Below are 25325 nucleotides of genomic sequence, written 5' to 3'. Positions count from 1 at the left end.
CCCATGAGCGCCGACGGCTCTCACCACGGCACGGCCGGCTCCGGAGGCTTCCACGGCAGCACCGCCGCCACCGGCTGGGAGACGGGGCTGATGGTCGGCACCGGGACGACCGGTGCGGCGCTGTACGAGGGCCCCGACGGCGAGGGAGACGGCGGAGGCGCGGTCGTCTCGCTCTCGCACGAGCGGCTCCGCCTGCCGGTCGACCCGCTGGTCGGGCCGCCGCTGCTCGCCCCGCTGCTGCCGGCGATCCGCGCGCTGCTCGACCGGGCGCCCGTCAGCGACGCCGACGCGGAGCGGATCGAGGAGTGGCACACCCGCGCCTGGGCCGAGGAGGGGCACGACGGCGCGCTCCTCGACGCCGACCCCCTGGTGCCCGCGGGAGTCCTCCGGCTCGAGCTGGCGACCGGGTCGTCCGTCGGCACCCGCGAGCGCTCCGTCGACTACGCGGCGGGCTCTGCCGCCGTGACCCTCCCGACGGGACTCACGGTCAACGTCCGGGCCGACCGCGCGGCGGACCGGCTCCTCGTCTCGGTGCACGCGGACTCGCCCTTCTCCGGCCTGCTCCGGCTCGCCCCGGCCGACGAGCCGACCGAGCCCGACCTCGGCCCCGACGCGCCGCGGGACCACCGCGAGCACGCCCTCGTCCGCGCGGTCGACGGCGGCGAGACCCTCGCCCTCGAGACCGTGCCCCGGCACCCCCGCGCGACCGGCTTCCGCTCCGCCCTCGTCGTCGCGCGCCTCTTGCGGGGCCAGGAGTCCGCCGTGAGGGAGCGCGACGCGACCTGGCCCGCCTGGCGCGTCTCCGGCGCCCGCGAGCTGGAGCTGGAGCTGCGGGTCTCGGTGACCTCGACCGCGCCCGCGCCCGTCACTCCGCCGGTCCTCGCCCGCTACCCCGCCGCGACCACCCCCCACGAGCGGCTCGTCGGCGCCTGCTCCTTCTCCCTCGGCGCCGCGACCCCGCGCAGCATCGAGGAGGTGCGCGCCGACCCCGCGGCGAGCGACGAGCTCGTCGAGCGCGCCTTCGCCGCCGGCCGGCACGCGATCATCGCGGCGACCGGCGAGCTGCCCGCCAGCCTGCAGGGCGTCTGGGCCGGCTCCTGGGCGCCGGCCTGGTCCTCGGATTACACGCTCAACGGGAACGTGCAGAACGGCGGCGTCGCCTCGCTCGGCACCACCGGCACCCCCGAGCTGCTGCGCTCGTTCTTCACCGCCGTCGCCGAGTTCGAGGACGACTACCGCCTCAACGCCGAGCGGATCCTCGGCGCGCCCGGCTTCCTGCTGCCCACCCGCATCTCCGGGCACGGCCGCGCCAACCACTTCACCGCCGAGTACCCGCTGCAGTACTGGCTCGGCGGCGGCGGCTGGATCCTCCGCCTCGCCTGGGACCACTGGTCGAGCACCGGCGATGAGGAGTTCCTGCGCGGCTGGGCCCGGCCCTTCGCCCGCGAGGTCGTCGCCTGCTACCGGCACGCCCTGGTGATCGACCTGGACGGGACGGCGCACGTCTCTCCCGGCTACTCCCCCGAGAACCACCCGGGCGACCAGCGGACCCCGATCACCCGGGACGCCACCTCCGAGGTCGCGATGGTCCGGGACGCGCTGCTGATCGCCGCGCGCATCGAGCGGCTGGTCGCGCCCCGCGATCCCGGTGCCGCCGCCGAGTGGGAGGCGCTCGCCTCGCGGCTCCCCGGCTACCGCATCAGCCCCGACGGGCAGCTGGCGGAGTGGCAGGACCCGGCGCTCACCGACCGGCCGGAGCACCGGCACGCCTCGCACTTCTACCCCTGGTGGTACGAGGGCGACCCGGCGACCGCCGATCCCCTGCTCGGTGCCGCGGCCCTCGAGGCCGTCCGCGCCCGGCTGCGCTGGCGCGCCGAGGAGCCGACCGCCCCGCCCGGCCGGATGGAGATGGCGTTCGGACTCGTGCAGGCCGGCGTCGCCGCCGCCACGCTCGGCGACGCCGAGGCGGCACTGCAGTGCGTCGACTGGCTCGCCCGCCTGCACTGGCGCCCGAACATGATGCCCACCCACGACGCCGACGCGATCTTCAACGTCGACGCCGCGGGCGGCCTGCCCGCCCTGGTCGCGCAGATGCTCACCCGCTCGGACGGCACGACGCTGCACCTGCTGCCCGCACTGCCCGACCGCTGGGCGGCGGGACGGATCACCGGCCTGCACCTGCGCGGCGCCCTCCGGGTCGAGTCGCTCTCCTGGAGCCCGGAGTCCGTCGAGTGCCTGCTCCGCAGTCCCCTCGACGCGGCGGCGGCACGCCTCGGCGAGCGCGTGCTCGTGCGGCTGCCGATCGACGTCGAGCTCGAGGAGGGCACGCCCGGAGCGCTCCAGATCGACCCGCGCACCCTCTCGGTCGACCTGCGGGACGGCGCGCCCCTGCACCTCGCCCTGCGGAGGCTCTAGGCCGTCGCGATCGGCCCGCCGGCGGCCCAGACGGCCCGCACCTGCAGCGCGTCGTCCAGAAGCACCACGTCCGCCGCCCGGCCCACCGCGAGCGCGCCGAGCGCGCCCTCGGCTCCCAGCACGCGCGCCGGAGTCGCGGTGACCGCGCCGACCGCTGCCTCGAGCCCCAGGCCGACCGCCCCGGCCGCGCGCCGGAGCGCCGCGTCGAGCGTCAGTGTCGAGCCGGCGAGTGTCTCCGTGCCCTCCAGCCGGGCGACGCCGCCTCGCACATCGACGCGCAGCCGGCCGATCCGGTGCGCACCGTCGCCCGCTCCCGCCGCCGCCATCGCGTCGGTGACCAGCGCGATCCGTCCGGGCGCCGACGCGAAGGCGATCCGGGCGACGTCCGCGTCCACGTGCTCGCCGTCAAGGATCAGCTCCAGCACCACCCGATGGTCGGCCAGCGCCACCGGGATCGGCCCCGGCGCGCGGTGCCCGATGCCCGGCATCGCGTTGAAGGCGTGGGTGACCAGCCGCGCCCCGCGCTCGATCGCCGCGCGCGTCGTCGCCGCGTCCGCCTCCGTGTGTCCCACCGCGACGACGACCCCCGCCTCGGTGAGCCGCTCGATCGCCGCGAGGGCCCCCGGCAGCTCGGGAGCGATCGTGATCTGCCGGAGACTCCCGCGGGCCGCGCCGAGCAGCCGCTCGACCGCCTCGGCCGTCGGCGCGATCAGCGCCTCCGGGTCGTGCGCCCCGCAGCGCGACGGCGCGAGGAACGGCCCCTCCAGGTGCGCGCCGAGGACCAGCGGATCCTCCGCCGCCAGCGAGGCGACCGCGTCGAGCGAGGCCTCCAGCTGCGCGAGCGGAGCCGACACCAGGCTCACCAGCGAGCGCGTCGTCCCGTGCGTGCGATGCAGCGCGAGCCCCGCCCGCATCCCGTCCGCACCCTCGTCGAAGCTGCGGCCCGCCCCGCCGTGCACGTGCAGATCGACGAACCCCGGAGTCGCGGTCAGCCCGCTCGCGTCGTGCACCCGAGCACCGTCCGCCGCCCGCTCCCAGCCCCGCCCGGCCCCGACCTCGACGATCACCCCGTCGACCGCGACCAGCCAGAACTCCTCGACCGTCCCGCCCGCGTCGACCTTCCGCGCGCCGTGCAGCACCAGCCTCCCGGTCCGCTCCATGTCCACTCCTCCTCGTCCCGGGGCCACCGCCCCCTCGGCTCCTGCTGTCCGACCACCCGCGCAGCGGCCCTTCATGCTGGTCGAGCAGCCGCGCAGCCGCCTTCATGCTGGTCGAGTAGCCGCGCAGCGGCGTATCGAGACCCGCCCCGCCAGCACTCAGCCGCGCCGCCCCCAGATCGCCTCGATCTCCTCCGCACCCAGCACCCGATCCGCGAGCAGCAGCTGCCAGCTCCAGCTCGCCTCCGCCCCCGCGTCCAACGTCCACGTCTCGCCGAAGAACGGCGCCGCGCACAGCATCGGCGTCCCGCTCGTCCGCACGAACCACGTCGACGGATCGACGGGACTGCCCTCGTCCGCCCGCAGCGCGACCGTCGCGCTCCCGTCCGCCACCGCGAGCCAGCGCGACACGACCCCCATCGGCTCCGCGACGGCCCCGTCCGGCCCGCTCACCGTGCTTCCCTCGAACGACGGGTCCAGCCGCAGGAACAGCCCGCCGTAGCCCGCGTCCGGCCGCCCCGCCGTGGTCGGCGACCCGAAGACCAGCCGCTCCCCGAGCGCGCGCCAGCGGCTCTCGACCCGCAGCACCGTCACGTCCCCGAGCCGCCGCACGCTCAGCCGCCGCCGCTCGTCGAGGAAGCGCCACCCGCGCGCATCGAACCACCCCAGCGCGAGATCCCCCGGGTCCGCGCCCTCCGGCCGCTGCGACCCGTTGTTGTCCACCTGCCGGTAGCCGGTCCCCGTCAGCCAGGTCGGCCCGCCCCACAGGTTCGTGTCGAGCTCGGCGTCCCCGATCGTGACGTTCGACACCGCGAGCGACAGCCCGAGATGCCAGTCGTGGTCGGCGGGCCGCAGATCGCTGACGACGCGCCCGGCGGGCGTCCGCAGCGGATGCAGATACGGCCGCGGCGAGTCCTTCGGCGGCGTGTCCGGATCGGTGAGCACGAGGCGCCCGACCCCGTCCGGCAGTTCGACGGAGGTCGGCGAGTCCTGATCCATGCGGCCGACGGTACACGCTTTCCCGGGCTACAGTGCGACGATGCCCCGCACCGGAACCCCGCCCCGATCGCCGCGCCGATGACCGCCGTCCGCTTCGTCTCGATCGGCGACTCCTTCTCGGAGGGCGTCGGCGACGAGCTCCCCGACGGCACCGCCCGCGGCTGGGCCGACCTCACCGCGCAGAGCTGGGCGGATGCGCTCGGCGAGCCGATCGAGTACGCCAACCTCGCCATTCGCGGCCGCCTCATCGACCCGATCGTCGACGAGCAGCTCGAGCCCGCGCTCGCCCTGCGGCCGACCCACCTCTCCTTCAACGGCGGCGGCAACGACATGCTCCGACCACGCGCCGACATCGAGCGCATCGCGGACCGCTACCTCGAGGTCCTCGCCCGCTGCGACGCCGAGGGCGTCGTTCTGATCGCCCTCTCCGCCCCGGACCCGTCCGCGCGGCTCCCGCTCGGCCGCCTGATCAAGCGCCGCGGCGACGCCCTCACCTCGGCCGTCCTGCGCCGCACGCAGCAGCGTCAGGACATCGTCGTCGCCGACAACTGGACCGACCCGGCCTTCGCCGACCCGTCGCTCTGGTCCGAGGACCGCCTGCACCTCGGCCCGCGCGGTCACCACCGCGTCAGCGCCCGCGTGCTCGGCTCGCTCGGCCTCCCTGTCCCGCCCGCTGCCCAGGAGGCGCCCGAGCGGCCGACCGCAGCGAGCGGAGGCTCCGCGCAGTACTACCGCACCCACGTCGCGCCGTGGCTGCGCCGCCGGCTCACCGGCACGTCCTCCGGAGACGGCCGCACGGCCAAGTACCCGGAGCTCGTGCGCATCGCCCCGACCGCTTAGGCGGGGCCGCCGGAGGTCGGCGCCGGCTCAGCGCCAGCCGTAGCGTGCCGAGACGACCCGCGCGACCGCGTCGAACCGCGCACGCTCGAGCGCCGCGCCCTCGCGCCGCATCCCCGCGGGGTGCACGCGGAAGACCCGCTCCGGATCCGCGAAGCTCGGCCGCCCCTCCGGATCCCAGGGCCCCGCGCCGACCGCGAGGTAGCCGTCGTGCTTCTTCGAGCTCAGCCGGATCGCCAGCGCCGTGCCGGCCTTCTCGACCGCGAGGACGAGGACGGGGCGGTCCTTGCCGCGGCCGTCGTCCTCCTCGTAGGGCACCCAGGTCCAGACGACCTCGCCCGGGTCGGGATCGCCGTCCGGCGTCGGCGCGTAGCCGAGGTGGACGCGGCGCAGCCGGGTCGGGTCGACCTCGGAGGTCCTGCCGATGCCGTTCGCGCCCGGCGTGGGCGCCGTGGTGCTCAGGTACGGCCGCTGCGCGGGGGCACCGGCGTCGGCGCGCGGGGCGCTCGCGCGGCCGAGCAGTCGGAGGAGCAGGGACACGACGGAGCGTGAGGAGGGCACCTGAAAACCCTAGCCCGGAAACGGAAGGAGCCGGCTCCGAAGAGCCGGCTCCACCGGGGTGTCGCGGCGAGCGCGACGAGGCAGCGGGAGGACTAGTCCGCGAGGACGTAGCCCGCCTCGCCGTGGATGGCGGTGTCGATGCCGGCGATCTCGTCCTCGTTCTTCACGCGGAAGCCGATCGTCTTCTGGATGACCCAGCCGATCGCGTAGGTGAGGACGAAGGAGTAGATCAGGACGGTGAAGGCCGCGAGGGCCTGCTTGCCGAGCTGGCTGGCGTCGCCGGTGAGGAAGAGGCCGACATCGGTGCCGAAGAAGCCGATGTAGAGCGTTCCGATCAGACCGCCGACGAGGTGCACGCCGACCACGTCGAGCGAGTCGTCGTAGCCGAGCTTGTACTTGAGGTCGATCGCCAGGGCGCAGACGGCACCGGTGATCAGGCCGAGCACGATCGCCCAGAAGGGCGAGAGCACGGCGCAGGCCGGGGTGATCGCGACGAGGCCCGCGACGGCACCGGAGGCGGCGCCGATCGAGGTGGGCTTGCCGTCCTTGATCTTCTCGATGATCAGCCAGCCGATGATGGCGGCGGCCGGAGCGGCGATGGTGTTGAGGAAGGCGATCGCGGCGATGCCGTCGGCGGCGAGCTCGGAGCCGGCGTTGAAGCCGAACCAGCCGAACCAGAGGAGGCCGGCGCCGAGGAGCACGAACGGCGGGTTGTGCGGCTGGTGCGCACCCTTGGTGAAGTTGACGCGCTTGCCGAGGACCAGGGCGAGGGCGAGGGCCGCCGCACCGGCGTTGATGTGCACCGCGGTGCCGCCGGCGAAGTCGATCGCACCGACGTTGTAGGCGATCCAGCCGCCGTCCGAGGTGGCGCCGGTCTCGGGGTCGAGGGCGAAGTTGAACACCCACGAGGCGACCGGGAAGTAGACGATGGTCGCCCAGACGCCGGCGAAGACCATCCACGCGCCGAACTTGGCGCGATCGGCGATCGCACCGGAGATGAGCGCGACGGTGATGATCGCGAAGGTGGCCTGGAAGGCCGCGAAGGCGAGCGTCGGGTATGCGGACTCGATGTCACCGCGGGCCTCGGCGTAGGCACCGGCGAGGCCGAGCTGGCTGAGGTCGATGCCGAGGACGCCGTCGATGCCGACGAAGTCGCCCACGCCGGCGTTGGAGAAGGTGATCGCGTAGCCGTAGAGCACCCACAGCACGCCGATCAGGCCCATCGCGCCGAAGCTCAGCATCATCATGCTGATGACGCTCTTCGCTCGGACCAGACCGCCGTAGAAGAAGGCGAGCCCGGGGGTCATGAGCAGGACCAGCGCCGCCGCCAGGAGCAGGAACGCGGTATTGCCTTGATCCATTGTTGAACCTCTCGTGAGTAAGCAGAGTCGTGCAGGAGTCGTGAGTGAGGGCAGTGCAGAGCCCGATGAGGGCCGGCAGTCGCTGCACGACCCCGAAGACACGGCGTCTCGGAGGACGCGGGGTGTCGGGTCACCTCGGGTAGCCGACAGTCTGGCCGCGCGACGTTACGACCCGTGCGGCACGAGGTTTCGCGGATGTTACGAGCACGGCTCCCGTGTGAACAGTGCGTTACAGCGCGCCGCGGATCCCCCGCGCACGAGCCGCGGAGATGCCGCGGAGGACCGACGCGTCGCGTCAGCCCGTCGTCAGGCGAACGGCCGCATCGAGGTCAGCGCGATCAGGCGCGACATCGAGCGGAGGTACTTCTTGCGGTAGCCGCCGCTGAGCATGTCGCCGCCGAAGACCTCGTCCAGCGCGACGCCGGAGGCCAGCACCGGGATCTGCGCGTCGTAGACGCGATCGATGAAGGCGACGAGGCGGAGCGCGTCCGTCTGGTCGGTGAGGGTGGCGACGTCGCGGAGCACGATGGCGTCGACCCCGTCGATCACCTTGATGTAGCGCGAGGGGTGCACCGAGCCGAGGTGGTCGACCGCGGCGCGGAAGGAGTCGTCGGTGACGACGGCGCCGGAGGGGGCCGTGGCGACGAGCTCGTCGATCTCGCTGTCCGAGCGGGTGACCGCGTGGCCCTCGATGTCGCGGCGGCGGTAGTCGGTGCCGTCGATCCGCATCGTCTGGAAGTGCTCCGCCATCGCGTGGATCTCGCGGAGGAAGTCCGCGGCGGCGAAGCGCCCCTCGCCCAGCGCGTTCGGCGGGGTGTTCGAGGTCGCCGCGATGCGGGTGCCGGAGGCGACCAGCTCGCCCAGCAGCCGGGTCATCAGCATCGTGTCGCCCGGGTCGTCCAGCTCGAACTCGTCGATGCAGAGCAGCGCCGATCCCTTGAGGAGGGACACGGTCGCCGCGTAGCCGAGGGCGCCGACCAGGGCGGTGTACTCGATGAAGGTGCCGAAGTAGGTGCGGCCGGGCACCGCGTGCCAGATCGCCGCGAGCAGGTGGGTCTTGCCGACGCCGAAGCCGCCGTCGAGGTAGACGCCGGGCTTCACCGCGGGCGCCTTCCTCCGGCCGAAGCCGAGGAACCCGCCGCCGCCCTTGGATCCGCCGCCGGCCGCGAACGCCCGCAGCGCCTCGACGGCCTCCGCCTGCGAGGGGTACTCCGGGTCCGGCCGGTAGCTCTCGAAGGTCGCGCCCTCGAACTGCCGCGGCGGCACCAGGGTCGAGGCGATCTCGTGGCCGCTGATCTGCGGCGAGCGCGCGGTCAGGCTGCTCGTCGAACGGACGTCGTCGGGGGTCACGCGGTCTCGCATCCAGGGTCGCAGTACTGTGTCGAGCCGCACGTCGGCGGACGCCGGCGGCACTGTGTCGAACTCTTACGGGGCCGTCCGTGCACCCGCGCACGAGGGCGCGTACTGTCGCTGAGGGCGGTCTCCAGCGTAGCCCGCCCGCACCGCCGCCCATCCGAGAACCACGTCTGCGCCCCGCGCACCATCCTGGAGGTCCCCCTTGCCCGTTGAACTCGACCCGTCGCCGAAGTTCGCCGCCTACGCGCACCCCGAACGGCTCGTCAGCGGCGAGTGGCTCGAGCAGCGCCTCGGCACCCCCGGCCTCGTGGTCGTGGAGTCCGACGAGGACGTCCTGCTCTACGAGACCGGCCACATCCCCGGCTCGGTCAAGATCGACTGGCACACCGACCTCAACGACCCGGTGCAGCGCGACTACATCGACGGCGCCGCCTTCGCCGCGCTCGTCGGCGCCAAGGGCATCGCCCGCGACAGCACGGTCGTCATCTACGGCGACAAGAACAACTGGTGGGCCGCCTACGCCCTCTGGGTCTTCACCCTCTTCGGCCACGAGGACGTCCGCCTGCTCGACGGCGGCCGCGACAAGTGGATCGCCGACGGCCGGCCGACCACGACCGACGCCTCGAGCCCGGCCGCGGCCGAGTACCCGGCGGTCGAGCGCCGCGACGAGGACATCCGCGCCTTCAAGGAGGACGTGCTCGCCCACTTCGGCAACCCGCTGATCGACGTCCGCTCCCCCGAGGAGTTCTCCGGCGCCCGCACCACCGCGCCGGCCTACCCGGAGGAGGGCGCCCTGCGCGCCGGCCACATCCCCAGCGCGCAGAACGTGCCGTGGGGCAAGGCCGCGGCGGAGGACGGCACCTTCCGCTCCCTCGACGAGCTGAACGGCATCTACCGCGACGGCGCCGGCCTCGCCGACGGCGACACCGTCATCGCCTACTGCCGGATCGGCGAGCGCTCCTCGCACACCTGGTTCGTGCTCACCCACCTCCTCGGCTTCGAGGGCGTCAAGAACTACGACGGCTCCTGGACCGAGTGGGGCAGCGCCGTCCGTGTCCCGATCGTCCAGGGCGCCGAGCCCGGCGAGGCCCCCGCGCCCCGCTGATCGACCGGCTCCGACCGTGACCCGAGGGCCCCGTGCACACCTGTGCCGGGGCCCTCGGCGTCCTGCCCCGTCGTCCCCGCGTAGGGAAGAATGGAAGCGATGACCACCGACACCCCCGCCACCGACCTGCTCGGCCCCGCGCTCCGCGAGATCCGCGAGGAGTTCCTCGCCCTCGAGAAGCCCGAGCGCCTCCAGCTCCTCCTCGAGTTCTCCAACGACCTCCCCGAGCTGCCCGAGCGCTACCGCGATCACCCCGACCTGTTCGAGCGGGTCGAGGAGTGCCAGTCGCCGGTCTTCATCGTCGTCGAGTTCGACGGCGACGTGATCCACCTGCACGCGACCGCGCCGCGCGAGGCGCCGACCACCCGCGGCTTCGCCTCGATCCTCGCCCAGGGCCTGGACGGCCTGACGCCCGAGCAGGTGCTCGCGGTTCCCGACGACTTCCCGCAGACCATCGGCCTGTCCGAGGCGGTCTCGCCGCTGCGGCTGCGCGGGATGAGCGCGCTGCTCGGCCGCACCAAGCGCCAGATCCGCGCCCACCTGGCCGCCTGAGCCCGGCGCGAGAGCCCGGCACCGTGATCCTGCAGCCGCTCGTCCCCGCCGGCGAGCCGATCCGCCTCGGCGAGGACGGCGCGCGAGCGGCGATCGAGGCGGCCTACCTCCCCGGCGCCGCCGTCCGCGTGCGGCTCAACATGATCGCGAGCGTCAACGGCTCCAGCATCGGCTCCGACGGCACCAGCGAGACGCTGACCAACCGCGTCGACCGCACGATCCTCGGGGTCATCCGCGCTCAGGCCGACGTCGTCCTCGTCGGCGCCGCGAGCGTCCGCGCGGAGGGCTACCGCGTGCCCCAGCGCGCGCCGCTCGCCATCGTCTCCTCCTCCGGAGACCTGGCCGGCCACCGCCTCGAAGTGCAGGAGGGCGCCCGCGTGCTCCTGCTGCTGCCGGAGGGGCGAGCGACGCCGGCCGATCTCCCCCGCGGCGTCGAGGTGGTCCCGGTGCCCGCGACCGGCGGGCGGATGAGCGTCGACGCGATCCTCGCGGCCCTGCACGCCCTCGGCCTCGAGCGGGTCGTCTGCGAGGGCGGCGCCTCGCTGTCGGGCCAGTTCCTCGCCTCCGGCCGCGTCGACGAGCTCTGCCTGACGACCGCGCCTCGCGTCGTGCTGCCGGGCCTCCCCGTCGCGTCGACCGGCCGGCGGATCGACGACGCCTACGCCCTGACGTCGCTCGCCGCGGACGACGCCGGCTTCACCTACGCGCGCTGGACCCGGACCGGCTGAGCGCCCGCTCCGCCAGCCAGCGCTCGACCGACGACTCCCAGAGCTCCGGGTCGTCGTTCCAGAGCCGGGTGTGCCCCGCCCCGTGGAAGCGCACGAGGTCCACCAGATCGGGGCGCGCCGCCGCGAGGGCCTCGGACGGGCCGCTCGGCACGAAGTCGTCGTCGACGCTGTGCAGCAGGAGGACCGGCACGGTCAGCTCGGCGGCCCGCTCGACCAGATCCATCGCCGCCAGCGGGATGTGACTGCTCTGCCCGGTCAGCGCGGCCGACCACGGCCGCTGCATCGCCGTGAGCGCGAGCGCCGCGATCGGCGCCGGGATCCGGTTCAGCCGCGCCTGCTTCCGCAGGGTCACCCGCCAGTCGATCACCGGCGAGTCGAGCACCAGCCCGGCGATCAGCTCGCGGCGGCTCGAGCGCAGCGCGGTCTGCAGCACGATCGCACCGCCCATCGACCAGCCGACGAGCACGACCCGGCGCGCGCCGCGCCGCTCGGCGAACCGGATCGCGGCGTCGACGTCGCGCCACTCCGTCTCCCCCAGCGCGTAGCGCCGGTCCGGGCTCTCCGGAGCGTCGCCGTCGTTACGGTACGAGACGACCAGCGAGGTGACCCCCGCCCGGTGGAACGCCGCGATCCCGCGCAGCGTCTCCTCGCGGGTCGTCGCGCGGCCGTGCACGTGGATCGCCCAGACGCCGCCGTCCTCCTCGGCCGGGAAGAGCCAGGCCGGAGCCGCCCCGAACTGCGTCGGCACCTCCTCCGCCGTGAACGGCAGCCCGGTCTCGCGCGGCGAGAGCAGCAGCCAGCCGTTCAGCCGCCCGCGGGCGCCGGGCCGCAGCGTCCCGCGGTCGACCTGCCCGAGCTCCCGCACGACCCGGCCGCGCCCGGTCGCGAGCAGCCGCCCGATCCGCGCGTGCCCGCGCCCGTGGTCGAACCAGAGGCTGAAGCCGCCGCGGACCGCGGTGTCGACCGACGCCGACAGCTCGATCTCGTGCACGTCCGGCCGCACGGCGAGGACCCGCACGTCCTGCGCGCGCCGGGAGGGCGGAGTGACCACTCCGCGGAGGAAGGCCGTCCCGAGCGCGGCGCCGCCGAGGGCCGTCAGAGCGGCGAGGGCGGGGGCCGCGAGGACCGCGGCGAGGACGACACCGGTGTGCGCGCTCTCCGCGGCGTGCCTGCGGGCTTCGAGCATGCGGGAACTCTAGTCTGCGAGCGTGCCCGAATTCCCAGCGCCGTCCCAGCTCCCGGAGGAGTTCCGCGCCGCGGTCGACTCCCTGCGCCGGGCGACGACCCGCTCCGAGCTCACCGTCTCCGAGATCGCCTCGCCGGCCGGACTCGCGCCCTACGCCGTCGCCCTCTCCGGCGACGTCTCGCCGCGCGCCCACGGCCGCGACTCCGAGCTGGGCACCGGGCGCTTCATCCTGCTCTACGACCCCGAGGAGCCGGAGCAGTGGGGCGGCCCGTTCCGCGTCGTCTGCTTCGCCCAGGCCCCGCTCGAGATCGAGATCGGCACCGATCCCTTCCTCGCCGAGGTCGCCTGGTCCTGGCTGATGGACGCGCTCGAGGTCCGCGGCGCCTTCTACACCGCCGCCTCCGGCACCGCGACCAAGGTCCTCTCCACCGGATTCGGCGAGCTCGCCGCCCAGGGCGACGGCGCGCAGATCGAGATCCGGGCCTCCTGGAGCCCCGAGGATGCGCAGCTCGCTCCCCACGTGGAAGGCTGGGGGGAGCTGTTGTGCATGCTCGCGGGCCTCCCGCCCGTATCGGGCGACGGCGTGACCTCGCTCGCCTTCCGACGGAACAACCGTGACTGATTACCGTGTCCTCTCCACCCCCGACGAGTTCCTCGCCGCGGTCGACGCCCTCGCCGCCGGCGAGGGTCCCGTCGCCGTCGACGCCGAGCGCGCCTCCGGCTTCACCTACTCGCAGCGCGCGTACCTGATCCAGGTCTACCGCCGCGGCGCCGGAGCGTTCCTCTTCGACCCGCCCGCGATCGGCCGGATGGACGCCCTCCAGGCGGCGATCGGCGAAGAGGAGTGGATCCTGCACGCCGCCAGCCAGGACCTCGCCTGCCTGCGCGAGGTCGGCCTCGACCCGGTGCGCATCTTCGACACCGAGCTCGCCGCCCGCCTGCTCGGCCTGCCCAAGGTCGGTCTCGGCGCGGTCGTCGAGGACCTGCTCGGCATCCACCTCGCCAAGGAGCACTCGGCCGCCGACTGGTCGACCCGCCCCCTCCCCCAGAGCTGGCTGGTCTACGCCGCGAAGGACGTCGAGCTGCTGCCCGACCTGCGCGACCGGATGGCCGAGATGCTCGTCGAGGCCCGCAAGACCCGGATCGCCCGCGAGGAGTTCGAGGCGACCCTGGCACGGCAGCCCAAGCCGGTCCCGGCCGAGCCGTGGCGCCGCCTCTCCGGCATGCACGCCCTGCGCGGGCCCCGCGCCCTCGCCATCGCCCGCGAGCTCTGGCTGACCCGCGACGCCTTCGCTCGCGAGCGCGACATCGCGCCCGGCCGGCTGATCCCCGACTCCTCGATCATCGCCGTGTCGCGCAACGTCCCCACGAGCCTCGGCCAGCTCTCCGGCCGCCGCGACTTCACCGGCCGCGCCAGCCGCGGCGAGGTCGAGCGCTGGTGGGCCGCGATCGAGCGCGGTCAGAGCACCGAGGACCTGCCCGGCCCCGTCCGTCCCGCCGCCGACACCCTGCCGCCGCCGCGCGCCTGGGGCGACCGCAACCCGGTCGCCGATGCCAGGCTGAAGGCCGCCCGCGCCGTCGTCGGCGAGATCGCCGAGCTGCTCTCGCTCCCGGTCGAGAACCTGCTCACGCCCGAGCTGGTCCGCCGCCTCGCCTGGAACCCGCCGGAGCCGCTCGACCGGGACTCCGTCGCCGCCGAGCTGGAGCGCGCCGGTGCCCGCTCCTGGCAGATCGACGCGACCGCCGGCTCGCTCGCCACCGCGTTTGTGGAAGCCGGGCAAGCACCCGTCGAGGGCACGGAACCCGCTTCGTAGGAAGAAGCAAAGGATTCCGGCGCCCGTGGCCGCCTTCCTACGATCGGAAGGACGTCCGGTTTCCGAGAGGGCGTCCCGTTTTCAGGAGGCACTGTGGCCGAGAGATCCGAAGTCGTGTTCGTCGACGGAGTCCGTACTCCGTTCGGGCGAGCCGGTGAGAAGGGCATGTACTGGCAGACCCGGGCCGACGACCTCGTCGTCAAGGCCATGATCGGTCTGCTGGAGCGCAACACCGCCCTGCCCAAGGAGCGCGTGGACGAGGTCGCCATCGCCGCGACCACCCAGCAGGGCGACCAGGGCCTGACCCTCGGCCGCACCGCCGCGCTCCTCGCGGGCCTGCCGCGCTCGGTCCCCGGCTACGCGATCGACCGGATGTGCGCGGGAGCGATGACCTCGGTCACCACGACCGCCGGCGGCATCGCCTTCGGCGCCTACGACGTCGTGATCGCCGGCGGCGTCGAGCACATGGGCCGCCACCCGATGGGCTTCAACGCCGACCCCAACCCGCGCTTCCTCTCGGAGCGCCTGGTCGGCGAGGAGGCCCTCAACATGGGCAAGACCGCGGAGAAGATCCACGACCGCTTCCCGCAGCTCACCAAGAGCCGCTCCGACCACTACGCCCTGCGCAGCCAGCAGAAGCTGGCCGAGGCCTACCGCAACGGCGACATCCAGCCCGATCTCGTCCCGGTCGCCACCCGCAGCGCCGCCGGCTGGGGCCTCGCCACCGCCGACGAGGCGCCCCGCCCCGAGACCACGCTCGAGGGGCTGGCGAATCTGCGCACCCCGTTCCGCCCCCACGGTCGCGTGACCGCCGGCAACTCCTCCGGTCTCAACGACGGCGCCGCCGTCTCGCTGCTGGCCAGCGCCGACGCCGCGAAGGAGCTGGGCCTGCCCGAGAAGATGCGCCTGGTCAGCTTCGCCTTCGCCGGCGTCGAGCCCGAGATCATGGGCATCGGCCCGGTCCCCTCGACCGAGAAGGCGCTGAAGAAGGCCGGGCTCGGCATCGAGGACATCGGCCTCTTCGAGCTCAACGAGGCGTTCGCCGTGCAGGTGCTCTCCTTCCTCGACCACTTCGGCATCGACGACGACGATCCGCGGGTCAACGAGTACGGCGGCGCGATCGCGATCGGCCACCCGCTCGCCTCCTCGGGCGTCCGGCTGATGATCCAGCTCGCCCGCCAGTTCGAGGCGCACCCCGAGGTCCGCTACGGCCTGACCGCGATGTGCGTCGGTCTCGGCCAGGGCGGCTCGGTCATCTGGGAGAACCCGCACTTCGACGGCAAGCGCGCACGACGGAAGGGACGCTGACCCATGCTCGAAGGATTCGAGGACCTGGTCGAACTCGCCGAGGGCGAGGTCGTCACCCACTCCTACGTCCGCGACGTCCCGCTCCCCAGCGGCCGCGTCCTGGCGCTGATCACGCTCGACAACGACCGCGACCACACCCGGCCGAGCACCTTCGGCCCCGCCGGGCTGTTCGAGCTGGCCGACGTGCTGCTCGCCCAGCAGGCGCGCGCGAAGGCCGGTGAGATCCAGGCGGTCGGCGTGACCGGCAAGCCGTTCATCCTCGCCGCCGGCGCCGACCTCAGCAAGGTCGGCAGCATCCCGAGCCACGAGATCGGCCGCCAGCTGGCGCGCCTCGGGCACACGACCCTCGGCCTGCTGTCCGAGCTCGGCGTCCCCTCGTTCGTCTTCATCAACGGGCTCGCGCTCGGCGGCGGCACCGAGATCGCGCTGAACGCCGACTACCGCACCGTCGACGCCTCGATCCCCGCGCTCGGGCTGCCCGAGGTCTTCCTCGGCATCATCCCCGGCTGGGGCGGCGCCTGGCTGCTGCCGAACCTGATCGGCATCGAGAACGCGCTCAAGGTGATCGTCGAGAACCCGCTGAAGAACAACCGGACCCTCAAGGGCCAGGACGTCTTCGACCTCGGCATCGCCGACGCGATCTTCCCCTCCGCGAGCTTCCTCGAGAACTCGCTGGTCTGGGCCGACGGCGTCCTCGGCGGGACCGTCGAGGTGAAGCGGCCGAACGTGCCCGGGAAGATCGAGCGCCTGGTCAAGTGGGACGCCGCGATCGCGATCGCCCGCAAGCAGCTCGAGTCGAAGATCGGCACCGTCGCCGCGTCGCCCTACCGCGCGCTCGACCTGCTGAAGGCCGCCAAGAGCAGCACCCGCGAGGAGGGCTTCGCCGCCGAGGACGAGGCGCTGGCCGACCTCGTCTCCGGGGATCAGTTCCGCGCGAGCATCTACGCCTTCGACCTGGTGCAGAAGCGGGCCAAGCGCCCCGCCGGCGCGCCGGACAAGAGCCTCGCCAAGCCGGTCACCAAGGTCGGCGTCATCGGCGCGGGTCTCATGGCCACGCAGTTCGCGCTGCTCTTCGTCCGCCGCCTCCAGGTGCCGGTCGTCATCACCGACCTCGACCAGGAGCGGGTGGACCGCGGCGTCGCGAGCATCGTCGGCGAGATCGACACCCTGCTCGCCAAGGGCCGCCTCTCGCCGGACGACGCGAACCGCCTCCGCGGTCTCGTCACCGGCACCACCGACCGCGCCGACTTCGCCGACGCCGACTGGATCATCGAGGCCGTCTTCGAGGAGCTCTCCGTCAAGCAGGAGGTCTTCGCCGACATCGAGCGCTACGTCTCCCCCACCGCCGTCCTCGCGACCAACACCTCCTCGCTCTCGGTCGAGCGGATCGGCGAGCGGCTGCAGCACCCGGAGCGCCTGGTCGGCTTCCACTTCTTCAACCCGGTGGCCGTGATGCCGCTGATCGAGGTCGTGAACACGCCGCAGACCGACGACGAGACGCTGTCGACGGCGATGGTCACGGCCGCGAAGCTGAAGAAGAACGCGGTCATCACCCGCGACACCCCCGGCTTCGTGGTCAACCGCGTGCTGGCCAAGGTCCTCGGCGAGGCGATGCACGCCGTCGACACCGGCACTCCCTTCGAGGTCGTCGAGGCCTCGCTCGAGCCGTTCGGCCTGCCGATGACGCCGTTCGAGCTGCTCGAGCTCGTCGGCCTCAAGGTCGGCGCGCACGTGCTCGACACCCACCACGCCGCCTTCCCGGACCGCTTCTACGACAGCGCCAACCTGCACCGCCTGGCGGAGCTCGGCCACGTCTTCGAGCGCGACGCCAAGGGCCGGGTGAAGGGCGTGGACAAGCGCGCCGTCGCCATCGTCAAGGGCGGCTCCGACCCGATGACCGCCGAGGAGCTGCGGCTTCGCGTCGAGACCGGCCTCGCCGACGAGGTGAAGCGGATGCTGGACGACGACGTCGTGCACGCCGCGGAGGACATCGACCTCTGCCTCATCCTCGGCGCCGGCTACCCGTTCCAGATGGGCGGCCTGACGCCCTACCTCGACCGCGTGGGCGCGAGCGAGCGCGCCTTCGGCGGCACGTTCCACGACCCGGCCATCCGCGGCGTCCAGTAGCCGCAGGGACGGCGAGAACGCAGGAGGGCGCCACCGGTCCGGTGGGCGCCCTCTCCCGTGCGTGGTGCGCGCTCAGTCCTTGCGCGCGTCGTCGTGCGCCGCGACCTCTTCGGGCAGCGGGCGCGCGACCGGGATCTTGCTGCCGAGCACCTGGGCGACGACGTCCCGGGCGATGTGCTGCGGAGTCAGTCCGACGTCCTCGAGGATCTCCTCGCGCTTGGCGTGGTCGAGGAACTGGTCCGGCAGCCCCAGCTCGGTGACGGCCGTGTCGACGCCGGCCTCGCGGAGGTCCTGGCGGATCCGGGTGCCGATGCCGCCGACGCGGACGCCGTCCTCGATCGAGATCACGAGGCGGTGCTCGGCCGCCAGATCGATGACGCTGCGCGGGACCGGCACGACCCAGCGCGGATCGACGACGGTGGCGCCGATGCCCTGCGCGGCGAGCCGCTGCGCGACGTCGAGGCCCATCGCGGCCATCGGGCCGACGGTGACGATCAGCACGTCCTGCCGCTCCGAGCGCAGCAGCACGTCCACGCCGTCGTCGAGGCGCTCGAGCGCGTCGATCTCGTCGCCGACGTTGCCCTTGGAGAAGCGCACGACCGTGGGGGCGTCCTTCACGCCGACGGCCTCCCGCAGCTCCTCGCGCAGCCGGACGGAGTCCCGGGGCGCGGCGAGGCGGATGTTCGGGACGACCTGGAGGATCGCGAGGTCCCACATGCCGTGGTGGCTCGGGCCGTCCGGGCCGGTGACCCCGGCGCGGTCGAGCACGAAGGTGACGCCGGCGCGGTGCAGCGCCACGTCCATCAGCACCTGGTCGAAGGCGCGGTTGACGAAGGTCGCGTAGAGCGCGACGACCGGGTGCAGACCGCCGAAGGCGAGGCCTGCGGCCGAGGTCACGGCGTGCTGCTCGGCGATGCCGACGTCGAACACGCGGTCCGGGTACTTCTCGGCGAGGCGGTCGAGGCCGACCGGGCGGAGCATCGCGGCGGTGATGCCGACGATCGTCGGGTCCTCGTCCGCGAGGGTGACGATCTCCTCCGCGAAGACCGAGGTCCAGGAGCGGGCGCCGCTCGCGCTGAGCGGCTCGCCGGTCTCGGGATCGATCTGGCCGACCGCGTGGAACTGGTCGGCGAGGTCCTGGACGGCGGGCTCGAAGCCCTTGCCCTTCTGCGTGATCGCGTGCACGATCACGGGCGTGCCGTAGTCCTTGGCCTGCTGGAGCGCCTCCTCCATCGCGGTGAGGTCGTGTCCGTCGATCGGGCCGAGGTACTTGATGTCGAGGTTGGAGTACAGCGCCTCGTTGTTGATGAAGCGGCTGAGGAAGCCGTGCAGGCCGCCGCGCACACCGCGGTAGACCGCGGCCGCGGGGCCGCCCAGGCGCTCGGAGACGGCGCGGGAGCCGCGGTGCAGCGTCCGGTAGGTGCGCCGGGTGCGGACGCCGTTGAGGAAGCGCGCCATGCCGCCGATGGTCGGGGCATAGGAGCGGCCGTTGTCGTTGACGACGATGACGAGCCCGCGGGAGTTGTCGTCGCTGATGTTGTTCAGCGCCTCCCAGGTCATCCCGCCGGTGAGCGCGCCGTCGCCGACGACGGCGACCACGTGGCGATCGGTCTGGCCGGTCATCGTGAAGGCGCGGGAGATGCCGTCCGCCCAGGACAGCGAGCTGGACGCGTGCGAGCTCTCGACGATGTCGTGCGGCGACTCGGAGCGCTGCGGATAGCCGGCGAGTCCGCCGCGCTGGCGGAGGCCGGAGAAGTCCTGGCGCCCGGTCAGCAGCTTGTGCACGTAGGACTGGTGCCCCGTGTCGAAGATGATCGCGTCGTGCGGCGAGTCGAAGACCCGGTGGATCGCGATGGTCGTCTCGACGACGCCGAGATTCGGGCCGAGGTGGCCGCCGGTCTTGGACACCTCGCGCACGAGGAAGTCGCGGATCTCCAGCGCCAGCGTCTCGAGCTCGGTCCGGGTCAGGCGGTCGAGGTCGCGCGGTCCGGAGATGGTCTCGAGAACAGCCATTCGCGCCGCCTTTCCGGGGGATGTCTGAGGGGTGTGGACGTCTCCCGAGTCTACGCACGGGGTCCGGTGGAACAGGTGCGCGCCTCCCCGGCTTGCAGGGAGGCGCGCAGATCTGCTCGGAATCAGACCAGGGAGCGCAGCACGTACTGCAGGATCCCGCCGTTGCGGTAGTAGTCCGCCTCACCGGGGGTGTCGATGCGGACGACCGCGTCGAACTCGATCGGCTGCTTGCCCTCGGGCGAGTCGGACGTCGGCGTGGCGACGACGTGGACCGTCTTCGGGGTCACGCCCTCGTTCAGCGCCTCGATGCCCGAGATGCTGATCGACTCCGTGCCGTCGAGCCCGAGCGAGGCCCAGGTCTCGCCCTGCGGGAACTGCAGCGGGACGACGCCCATGCCGATCAGGTTCGAGCGGTGGATCCGCTCGAAGCTCTCGACGATGACCGCCTTGACGCCCAGGAGGCTGGTGCCCTTCGCCGCCCAGTCGCGCGACGAGCCGGAGCCGTACTCCTTGCCGCCGAGGATCACCAGCGGGGTGCCCTGCGCCTGGTAGTTCTGCGACGCGTCGTAGATGAACGACTGCGGGCCGCCCTCCTGCGTGAAGTCGCGGGTGTAGCCGCCCTCCACGTTGTCCAGGAGCTGGTTGCGCAGGCGGATGTTCGCGAACGTGCCGCGGATCATCACCTCGTGGTTGCCGCGGCGCGAGCCGTAGGAGTTGTAGTCCTTGCGGTCCACGCTGTGCTCGGCGAGGTACTGACCGGCCGGGCTGTCGGCCTTGATCGAGCCGGCGGGGCTGATGTGGTCGGTGGTGACCGAGTCGCCCAGCTTGGCGAGCACGCGGGCGTCGGCGATGTCGGTGACCGGGGTCGTCTCCATCGTCATGCCGTCGAAGTACGGGGGCTTCCGCACGTAGGTGGAGTCCTCGTCCCACTCGAAGATCGAGCCCTCGGGGGTCTGCAGCGAGCGCCAGCGCTCGTCGCCGTCGAACACGCCGGCGTACTGCGTGTCGAACATCGACTTGTCGATCGAGGAGTCGATCGTCGCCTGCACCTCGGCCGCGTCGGGCCAGATGTCCTTGAGGAAGACGTCGTTGCCGTCGGTGTCGGTGCCCAGGGCGTCGACCTCGAAGTCGAAGTTCATCGAGCCGGCGAGCGCGTAGGCGATGACGAGCGGCGGGCTCGCCAGGTAGTTCATCTTCACGTCGGGGTTGATGCGGCCCTCGAAGTTGCGGTTGCCCGAGAGGACGGCCGTGACGGCGAGGTCGTTCTCCTGCACCGCGGTCGAGATCTCCTCGAGCAGCGGGCCGGAGTTGCCGATGCAGGTGGTGCAGCCGTAGCCGACGGTGAAGAAGCCGAGGGCCTCGAGCGACTCGGTGAGCCCGGCCTTCTCGTAGTAGTCGGTGACGACCTTCGAGCCCGGCGCCAGCGTGGTCTTGACCCACGGCTTGGCCTTGAGGCCCTTCTGCGCGGCGTTGCGGGCCAGCAGGCCGGCCGCGAGCATCACCGAGGGGTTCGACGTGTTGGTGCACGAGGTGATCGCGGCGATCGCGACGGCGCCGTGGTCGATGGTGAAGCTCTCGTGGCCCTCGCCCAGCTCGACGGTCGTCGGCTTCGACGCGGTGGTCGGCGCGTGCGAGCGGTGGGTGTGCGAGTGCGAGCTGTACTCGTCCTGCGGCTGGAGCTCGCCCGGGTCCGACGCGGGGAACGACTCGGCGAGGGTGAGGTCGACGATGTCGTGGGTGACGTCAGTGTAGTTGTTGAGGTCCGACTCGAACTGCGTCTTCGCCGAGGTGAGCTCGATGCGGTCCTGCGGGCGCTTCGGCCCGGCGATCGAGGGGACGACCGTGCTGAGGTCCAGCTCGAGGTACTCGCTGAAGACCGGCTCGACCGCGGGGTCGTGCCAGAGCTTCTGCAGCTTGGAGTACTGCTCGACCAGGGCGATCTGCTCGTCGCTGCGGCCGGTGAGGCGCAGGTAGTCGAGGGTCACGTCGTCGATGGGGAACATCGCGGCGGTGGAGCCGAACTCGGGGCTCATGTTGCCGATGGTGGCGCGGTTGGCGAGCGGCACCTGGGCGACGCCGGCGCCGTAGAACTCGACGAACTTGCCGACGACGCCGTGCTTGCGCAGCATCTCGGTGATCGTCAGGACGACGTCGGTGGCGGTCACGCCGGCCGGGATGGCACCGGAGAGCTTGAAGCCGACGACCTTGGGGATGAGCATCGACACGGGCTGGCCGAGCATGGCCGCCTCGGCCTCGATGCCGCCGACGCCCCAGCCGAGCACGCCGAGGCCGTTCACCATGGTGGTGTGCGAGTCGGTGCCGACGCAGGTGTCGGGGTAGGCGCGGAGGACGCCGCCGACCTCGCGGGTCATGGTGACGCGCGCCAGGTACTCGATGTTGACCTGGTGGACGATGCCCGTTCCGGGCGGGACGACCTTGAAGTCGTCGAACGCGGTCTGGCCCCAGCGGAGGAACTGGTAGCGCTCGCCGTTCCGCTCGTACTCGAGCTCGACGTTGCGCTCGAGGGCGTCGGGGGTGCCGAAGAGGTCCGCGATGACCGAGTGGTCGATGACCATCTCGGCGGGCGCGAGCGGGTTGATCCTGTTCGCGTCTCCACCGAGGGCCGCGACGGCCTCGCGCATGGTGGCGAGGTCGACGATGCAGGGCACACCGGTGAAGTCCTGCATCACGACGCGCGCGGGCGTGAACTGGATCTCGGTGTCGGGCTCCGACTCCGGGACCCACTCGCCCAGGGCGCGGATGTGATCGGCCGTGATGTTGGCGCCGTCCTCCGTGCGGAGCAGGTTCTCGAGCAGCACCTTCAGGCTGAACGGGAGCTTCTCGTGACCGGGGACCCGGTCGATGCGGAACACCTCGTAGTCGGTCGAGCCGACCTTCAGGTTGTCTTTCGATCCAAAGCTGTCTACCGCGGACACGTCGCCCTCTCCTTCGCTGACGTGGGCTCCGCCGACGGGCGCACCCACATATCCGTCTCCATCTTGGCGACCGCGCACAGCGCCCCGCCACCAAGGAGGACCTAACTATTTATCTTGACGTCGAGACAACTCTACGCGCGTTCGGCGGGCGGAGCCGCCTCGTCCCGCTCCGCCGCGCCGCGGTACTCCGCGCGCACGGCCAGGACGGTGAGCACCAGCAGCGGCGCATAGAGGGGCAGGCCGAGCACGAGCTTCCAGGTGCCCAGGGCCGTGGCGTCGCCGGCGAGGAAGAGCGGGTACTGCACCGCGAGCCGGACGAAGAACAGGGCCGCCCAGGCGAGCGTCAGCAGCGAGAAGAGCCGGCGCTTCCGGCGGTCGTTCCGCCAGGCCGTGCCGTCGCCCATCAGGTAGCCGGCCGCGACGCCGATCAGGGGCCAGCGCGCGAGCACCGACACCAGGAAGACGAGGCCGTAGACGAGGTTGGTGATCAGACCGGGCACGAAGTTGTCGACCGCGCGGCCGGTGATCAGCGCGAGGGCGGCCGAGATCACGACGCCGAGCAGACCGCCGACCGCCTGGATGACCGGGGTGCGCCCGAGGATCCGCGCGACGGTGAACAGCACGGCCATCCCGACGGAGGCGACCAGCGAGAGCACGAGCTCTCCCGTGATCGTGAAGAGGAGGACGAAGGCGACTCCGGGCACGACGGCCTCGAGGATGCCGCGGACGCCGCCCATCGAGCCGAGCAGTGCGCGGCCGTCGAACGGCTCGCCGTCGGCGACGACGCCGAGTCCGGAGCGGCGGGCGGCCTTCGCGATCGCCTCACCGACCTCGGGACGCTCCGGCTGCCCCTCGCGCTCGGACGGGCCGGTGTGCTCCGACCGCCCGTCGCGCTCGGGCTGCTGGTCGCCCTCGGCGCCCATCCCGCTCAGCTCGCGCTCTGCTGGGTCTGGCCGCTGTCCGGCATCTTGAGCGGGATGAGGTCGCGCGGGGGCATCGGGCCGGAGCCGCGCACCACGACGACACTGCGGAAGAGGTCCTCGACGGCGGCCGCGGCCTGCTCGTCGGTGGCCCCCGCGCCGGCGATCACGCCGCGGAGGAACCAGCGCGGACCGTCGACGCCGACGAAGCGCGCGACGCGCACGCCGCCGCCGGCCAGCGGGAGCTGCGCGACGATCTCCGGGCCGAAGACGCCCTCGCGCTCCTCGGTGCTGCCGCCCTGGCGGCCGATCTGCTCCGCGATCTGCCCGCGGATCTCGTGCCAGAGACCCGAGGAGCGCGGTGCCGCGAACGGCTGCACCTGGAGGGTGGACCCGGCGTAGTCGAGGCCGACGGCGATGACGCGCTTGGTCGCCTCCTCGACCTCGAGGCGGATGTGCATGCCCTCGCGGGGCAGCACCTTCACCCCGCCGAGGTCGATGTAGGGGCGGACCGGGTTGGCCTCGCGCTCGTCGAGCGGGCCGGCCTCCGCGCGGTCGGCGGGCGCGGACTTCTCGAAGTCCTGCGCGGCGGTCTCGACGGCCGCGTCCTCGGTGCCGGCGGGCTGGATGTCGCTCATGCGTTCTCCTCGTTGGTGCGGGCGTCTGCTGGTGCTGCGGTGGCGTAGCCGGTCGAGCCGAAGCCGCCGGTGCCGCGGACGGAGTCCGGCAGCTCCTCGACGGCGGTGAAGCGGGCCCGGACGACGGGCAGGATGACGAGCTGCGCGATCCGGTCGCCCGCGGCGATGCGGTACGGCTCGCGGGCGTCGGTGTTCAGGAGGGCCACGCGGATCTCGCCGCGGTAGCCGGCGTCGATGGTGCCGGGCGCGTTCACGATCGTGAGGCCGTGCTTGAAGGCCAGCCCGCTGCGCGGCACGACGAAGCCGACATGACCGTCGGGCAGGGCGATCGAGACCCCGGTGCCGACGCTCGCCCGCTCGCCGGGAGCGAGCACGAGCTCCTCCGTGGAGCGCAGATCGGCTCCGGCGTCACCGGGGTGGGCGTAGAACGGGACCTCGTCCGCGCGGATCGGGACGTCGACGGTTTCGTTCACGTGACGAGGGTAGACCAATCGTCTGATGCAATAGGGACATGCCGTCCTACCGAGAGAGGCTGTGGCCCGCGCCCTGGCTCTTCGTCTCCACCGCCCTCGTGATCCCCGCCAGCATCCTGGTCTTCGCGCCGATCAACCTGTCCGTCGGCTTCCTCGTCGCGCTGGTGCTCTACGGCGGCACCGTCGGCACGCTGCTCGCCACGTCGCCGACCATCGAGGTCGTCGACGGCGAGCTGCGGGCCGGCCGCGCGCACATCCCGCTCGAGCTGGTGGGCGACGCGGTCGCCTTCACCGGCGAGCGGGCGTTCGCTCAGCGCGGACCGCGGTTGGACGCCAGGGCGTTCCTCGTCATCCGCGGCTGGGTGCGCGACGTCGTCCGGGTCCCGATCGAGGACCCCGCCGACCCGACGCCGTACTGGCTGCTGTCGAGCAGGCGCCCCAACGACGTCGTCGCCGCGATCCGGGAGGGATCACGGCGACGGGGCGCTGGTCTTTCGGAGCCGGGAGAGGCCTAGGCGGCGCACTCCAGGCAGATCGGGCCGAGCTTCTCCTCGTGGTCGATCTGCGAGCGGTGCTTCACCAGGAAGCAGCTGACGCACGTGAACTCGTCCGCCTGCGGCGGAAGGACCACGACGTCCAGATCGAGGTCGGACAGATCGGCACCGGGCAGTTCGAATCCGCCCGGGTTGTCGGCGTCATCGACGTCGACGACACCGGACATCTTGTCGGGGACTCGCTCCTTCAGGGCCTCGATCGACTCGGAGTCGTCATCGGTCTTGCGGGGGGCGTCGTAGTCCGTAGCCATTCCCATCCACTTCTTAAATTCAGTCGTTCAACAA

The 25325-nt window shown here is 72.7% G+C and carries 22 protein-coding genes; 10 read left to right on the top strand and 12 right to left on the bottom strand.

Going from position 1 to position 25325, the window contains the following annotated elements; translation table 11 throughout:
• Positions 1-3: 3 nt before the first annotated feature.
• Complete coding sequence (locus tag EDF43_RS21810) at positions 4-2415, top strand: glycoside hydrolase family 95-like protein (protein ID WP_165909085.1); 2412 nt, start codon at positions 4-6, stop codon at positions 2413-2415.
• Here the strand turns inward: EDF43_RS21810 and EDF43_RS11770 are convergent.
• Positions 2412-3575, bottom strand: a complete 1164-nt coding sequence (locus EDF43_RS11770; protein WP_132437067.1) for an amidohydrolase family protein — start codon at positions 3573-3575, stop codon at positions 2412-2414. The two genes, EDF43_RS21810 and EDF43_RS11770, sit on opposite strands and share 4 nt — an antisense overlap.
• Before the next feature lie 156 nt (positions 3576-3731).
• The gene (locus EDF43_RS11765) at positions 3732-4571 is read right to left on the bottom strand and encodes a DUF6807 family protein (RefSeq protein WP_132437066.1); all 840 of its coding nucleotides are present in this window, start codon (positions 4569-4571) and stop codon (positions 3732-3734) included.
• 78 nt (positions 4572-4649) lie between these two features.
• Between EDF43_RS11765 and EDF43_RS11760 the strand changes: the two genes are divergently transcribed.
• Positions 4650-5411 carry an SGNH/GDSL hydrolase family protein gene (locus tag EDF43_RS11760; protein WP_132437065.1) on the top strand — a complete coding sequence of 254 codons (762 nt, stop codon included), beginning with the start codon at positions 4650-4652 and terminating at the stop codon, positions 5409-5411.
• 27 nt (positions 5412-5438) lie between these two features.
• On the opposite strand, the gene EDF43_RS11755 is transcribed toward EDF43_RS11760, so the two are convergent.
• The 3 genes from EDF43_RS11755 to zapE all read right to left on the bottom strand — a co-directional run bounded on the left by EDF43_RS11755 (position 5439) and on the right by zapE (position 8680).
• Entirely contained in the window at positions 5439-5969 is a 531-nt protein-coding gene (locus EDF43_RS11755; RefSeq protein ID WP_243582019.1) for a type II toxin-antitoxin system PemK/MazF family toxin, read from the bottom strand.
• A 92-nt stretch (positions 5970-6061) separates the two neighbouring features.
• Positions 6062-7330: an ammonium transporter gene (locus EDF43_RS11750; RefSeq protein ID WP_123445871.1), complete on the bottom strand. Its 1269-nt coding sequence runs from the start codon at positions 7328-7330 to the stop codon at positions 6062-6064.
• A gap of 306 nt (positions 7331-7636) precedes the next feature.
• Positions 7637-8680, bottom strand: coding sequence for a cell division protein ZapE (gene zapE, locus EDF43_RS11745; protein WP_243582020.1), 1044 nt, complete (start codon positions 8678-8680; stop codon positions 7637-7639).
• Positions 8681-8888: 208 nt separating this feature from the next.
• Between zapE and EDF43_RS11740 the strand changes: the two genes are divergently transcribed.
• From EDF43_RS11740 to EDF43_RS11730, 3 genes are all read left to right on the top strand, one after another.
• Positions 8889-9791, top strand: a complete 903-nt coding sequence (locus EDF43_RS11740; RefSeq protein ID WP_132437063.1) for a sulfurtransferase — start codon at positions 8889-8891, stop codon at positions 9789-9791.
• Positions 9792-9890: 99 nt separating this feature from the next.
• The gene (locus EDF43_RS11735; protein WP_123732307.1) at positions 9891-10343 is read left to right on the top strand and encodes a SufE family protein; all 453 of its coding nucleotides are present in this window, start codon (positions 9891-9893) and stop codon (positions 10341-10343) included.
• 23 nt (positions 10344-10366) lie between these two features.
• A complete protein-coding gene (locus tag EDF43_RS11730) occupies positions 10367-11071 on the top strand; it encodes a dihydrofolate reductase family protein (RefSeq protein ID WP_132437062.1) in 705 nt (234 codons plus the stop codon).
• On the opposite strand, the gene EDF43_RS11725 is transcribed toward EDF43_RS11730, so the two are convergent.
• Entirely contained in the window at positions 11040-12257 is a 1218-nt protein-coding gene (locus EDF43_RS11725; RefSeq protein WP_132437061.1) for an alpha/beta fold hydrolase, read from the bottom strand. The genes EDF43_RS11730 and EDF43_RS11725 overlap by 32 nt on opposite strands.
• Positions 12258-12279: 22 nt before the next feature.
• Here EDF43_RS11725 and EDF43_RS11720 point away from each other — a divergent pair, with 22 nt between their 5' ends.
• The 4 genes from EDF43_RS11720 to EDF43_RS11705 all read left to right on the top strand — a co-directional run bounded on the left by EDF43_RS11720 (position 12280) and on the right by EDF43_RS11705 (position 17506).
• Entirely contained in the window at positions 12280-12879 is a 600-nt protein-coding gene (locus tag EDF43_RS11720) for a DUF3000 domain-containing protein (protein WP_123445865.1), read from the top strand.
• Complete coding sequence (locus EDF43_RS11715; protein WP_132437060.1) at positions 12872-14071, top strand: ribonuclease D; 1200 nt, start codon at positions 12872-12874, stop codon at positions 14069-14071. Before EDF43_RS11720 ends, EDF43_RS11715 begins: the two co-directional genes overlap by 8 nt.
• Positions 14072-14164: 93 nt before the next feature.
• The gene (locus EDF43_RS11710; RefSeq protein WP_123445863.1) at positions 14165-15379 is read left to right on the top strand and encodes a thiolase family protein; all 1215 of its coding nucleotides are present in this window, start codon (positions 14165-14167) and stop codon (positions 15377-15379) included.
• Between the two features lie 3 nt (positions 15380-15382).
• Entirely contained in the window at positions 15383-17506 is a 2124-nt protein-coding gene (locus EDF43_RS11705) for a 3-hydroxyacyl-CoA dehydrogenase NAD-binding domain-containing protein (RefSeq protein WP_132437059.1), read from the top strand.
• Between the two features lie 72 nt (positions 17507-17578).
• On the opposite strand, the gene dxs is transcribed toward EDF43_RS11705, so the two are convergent.
• From dxs to dut, 5 genes are all read right to left on the bottom strand, one after another.
• On the bottom strand, positions 17579-19519 hold the full coding sequence (gene dxs, locus EDF43_RS11700; RefSeq protein ID WP_123703583.1) for a 1-deoxy-D-xylulose-5-phosphate synthase: 1941 nt from the start codon (positions 19517-19519) through the stop codon (positions 17579-17581).
• Between the two features lie 122 nt (positions 19520-19641).
• Positions 19642-22455 (bottom strand): aconitate hydratase AcnA, encoded by a 2814-nt coding sequence (gene acnA, locus EDF43_RS11695; protein WP_132437058.1) that lies wholly within the window; start codon positions 22453-22455, stop codon positions 19642-19644.
• A 131-nt stretch (positions 22456-22586) separates the two neighbouring features.
• Positions 22587-23378 (bottom strand): DUF3159 domain-containing protein, encoded by a 792-nt coding sequence (locus tag EDF43_RS11690; protein WP_132437057.1) that lies wholly within the window; start codon positions 23376-23378, stop codon positions 22587-22589.
• 5 nt (positions 23379-23383) lie between these two features.
• Positions 23384-24013, bottom strand: a complete 630-nt coding sequence (locus tag EDF43_RS11685; protein ID WP_123445858.1) for a DUF3710 domain-containing protein — start codon at positions 24011-24013, stop codon at positions 23384-23386.
• Positions 24010-24486 carry a dUTP diphosphatase gene (gene dut / locus EDF43_RS11680; RefSeq protein WP_123445857.1) on the bottom strand — a complete coding sequence of 159 codons (477 nt, stop codon included), beginning with the start codon at positions 24484-24486 and terminating at the stop codon, positions 24010-24012. Before dut ends, EDF43_RS11685 begins: the two co-directional genes overlap by 4 nt.
• Positions 24487-24524: 38 nt before the next feature.
• Between dut and EDF43_RS11675 the strand changes: the two genes are divergently transcribed.
• Positions 24525-25001 carry a DUF3093 domain-containing protein gene (locus tag EDF43_RS11675; protein WP_123445856.1) on the top strand — a complete coding sequence of 159 codons (477 nt, stop codon included), beginning with the start codon at positions 24525-24527 and terminating at the stop codon, positions 24999-25001.
• On the opposite strand, the gene EDF43_RS11670 is transcribed toward EDF43_RS11675, so the two are convergent.
• Positions 24998-25291: a DUF4193 domain-containing protein gene (locus tag EDF43_RS11670; protein WP_055792269.1), complete on the bottom strand. Its 294-nt coding sequence runs from the start codon at positions 25289-25291 to the stop codon at positions 24998-25000. The two genes, EDF43_RS11675 and EDF43_RS11670, sit on opposite strands and share 4 nt — an antisense overlap.
• Between the last annotated feature and the right edge of the window lie 34 nt (positions 25292-25325).

The sequence above is a fragment of the Rathayibacter sp. PhB179 genome (assembly GCF_004345345.1).
Classification (GTDB): Bacteria; Actinomycetota; Actinomycetes; order Actinomycetales; family Microbacteriaceae; genus Rathayibacter; species Rathayibacter festucae.
This window is presented reverse-complemented; position numbering and strand designations above follow the sequence as displayed.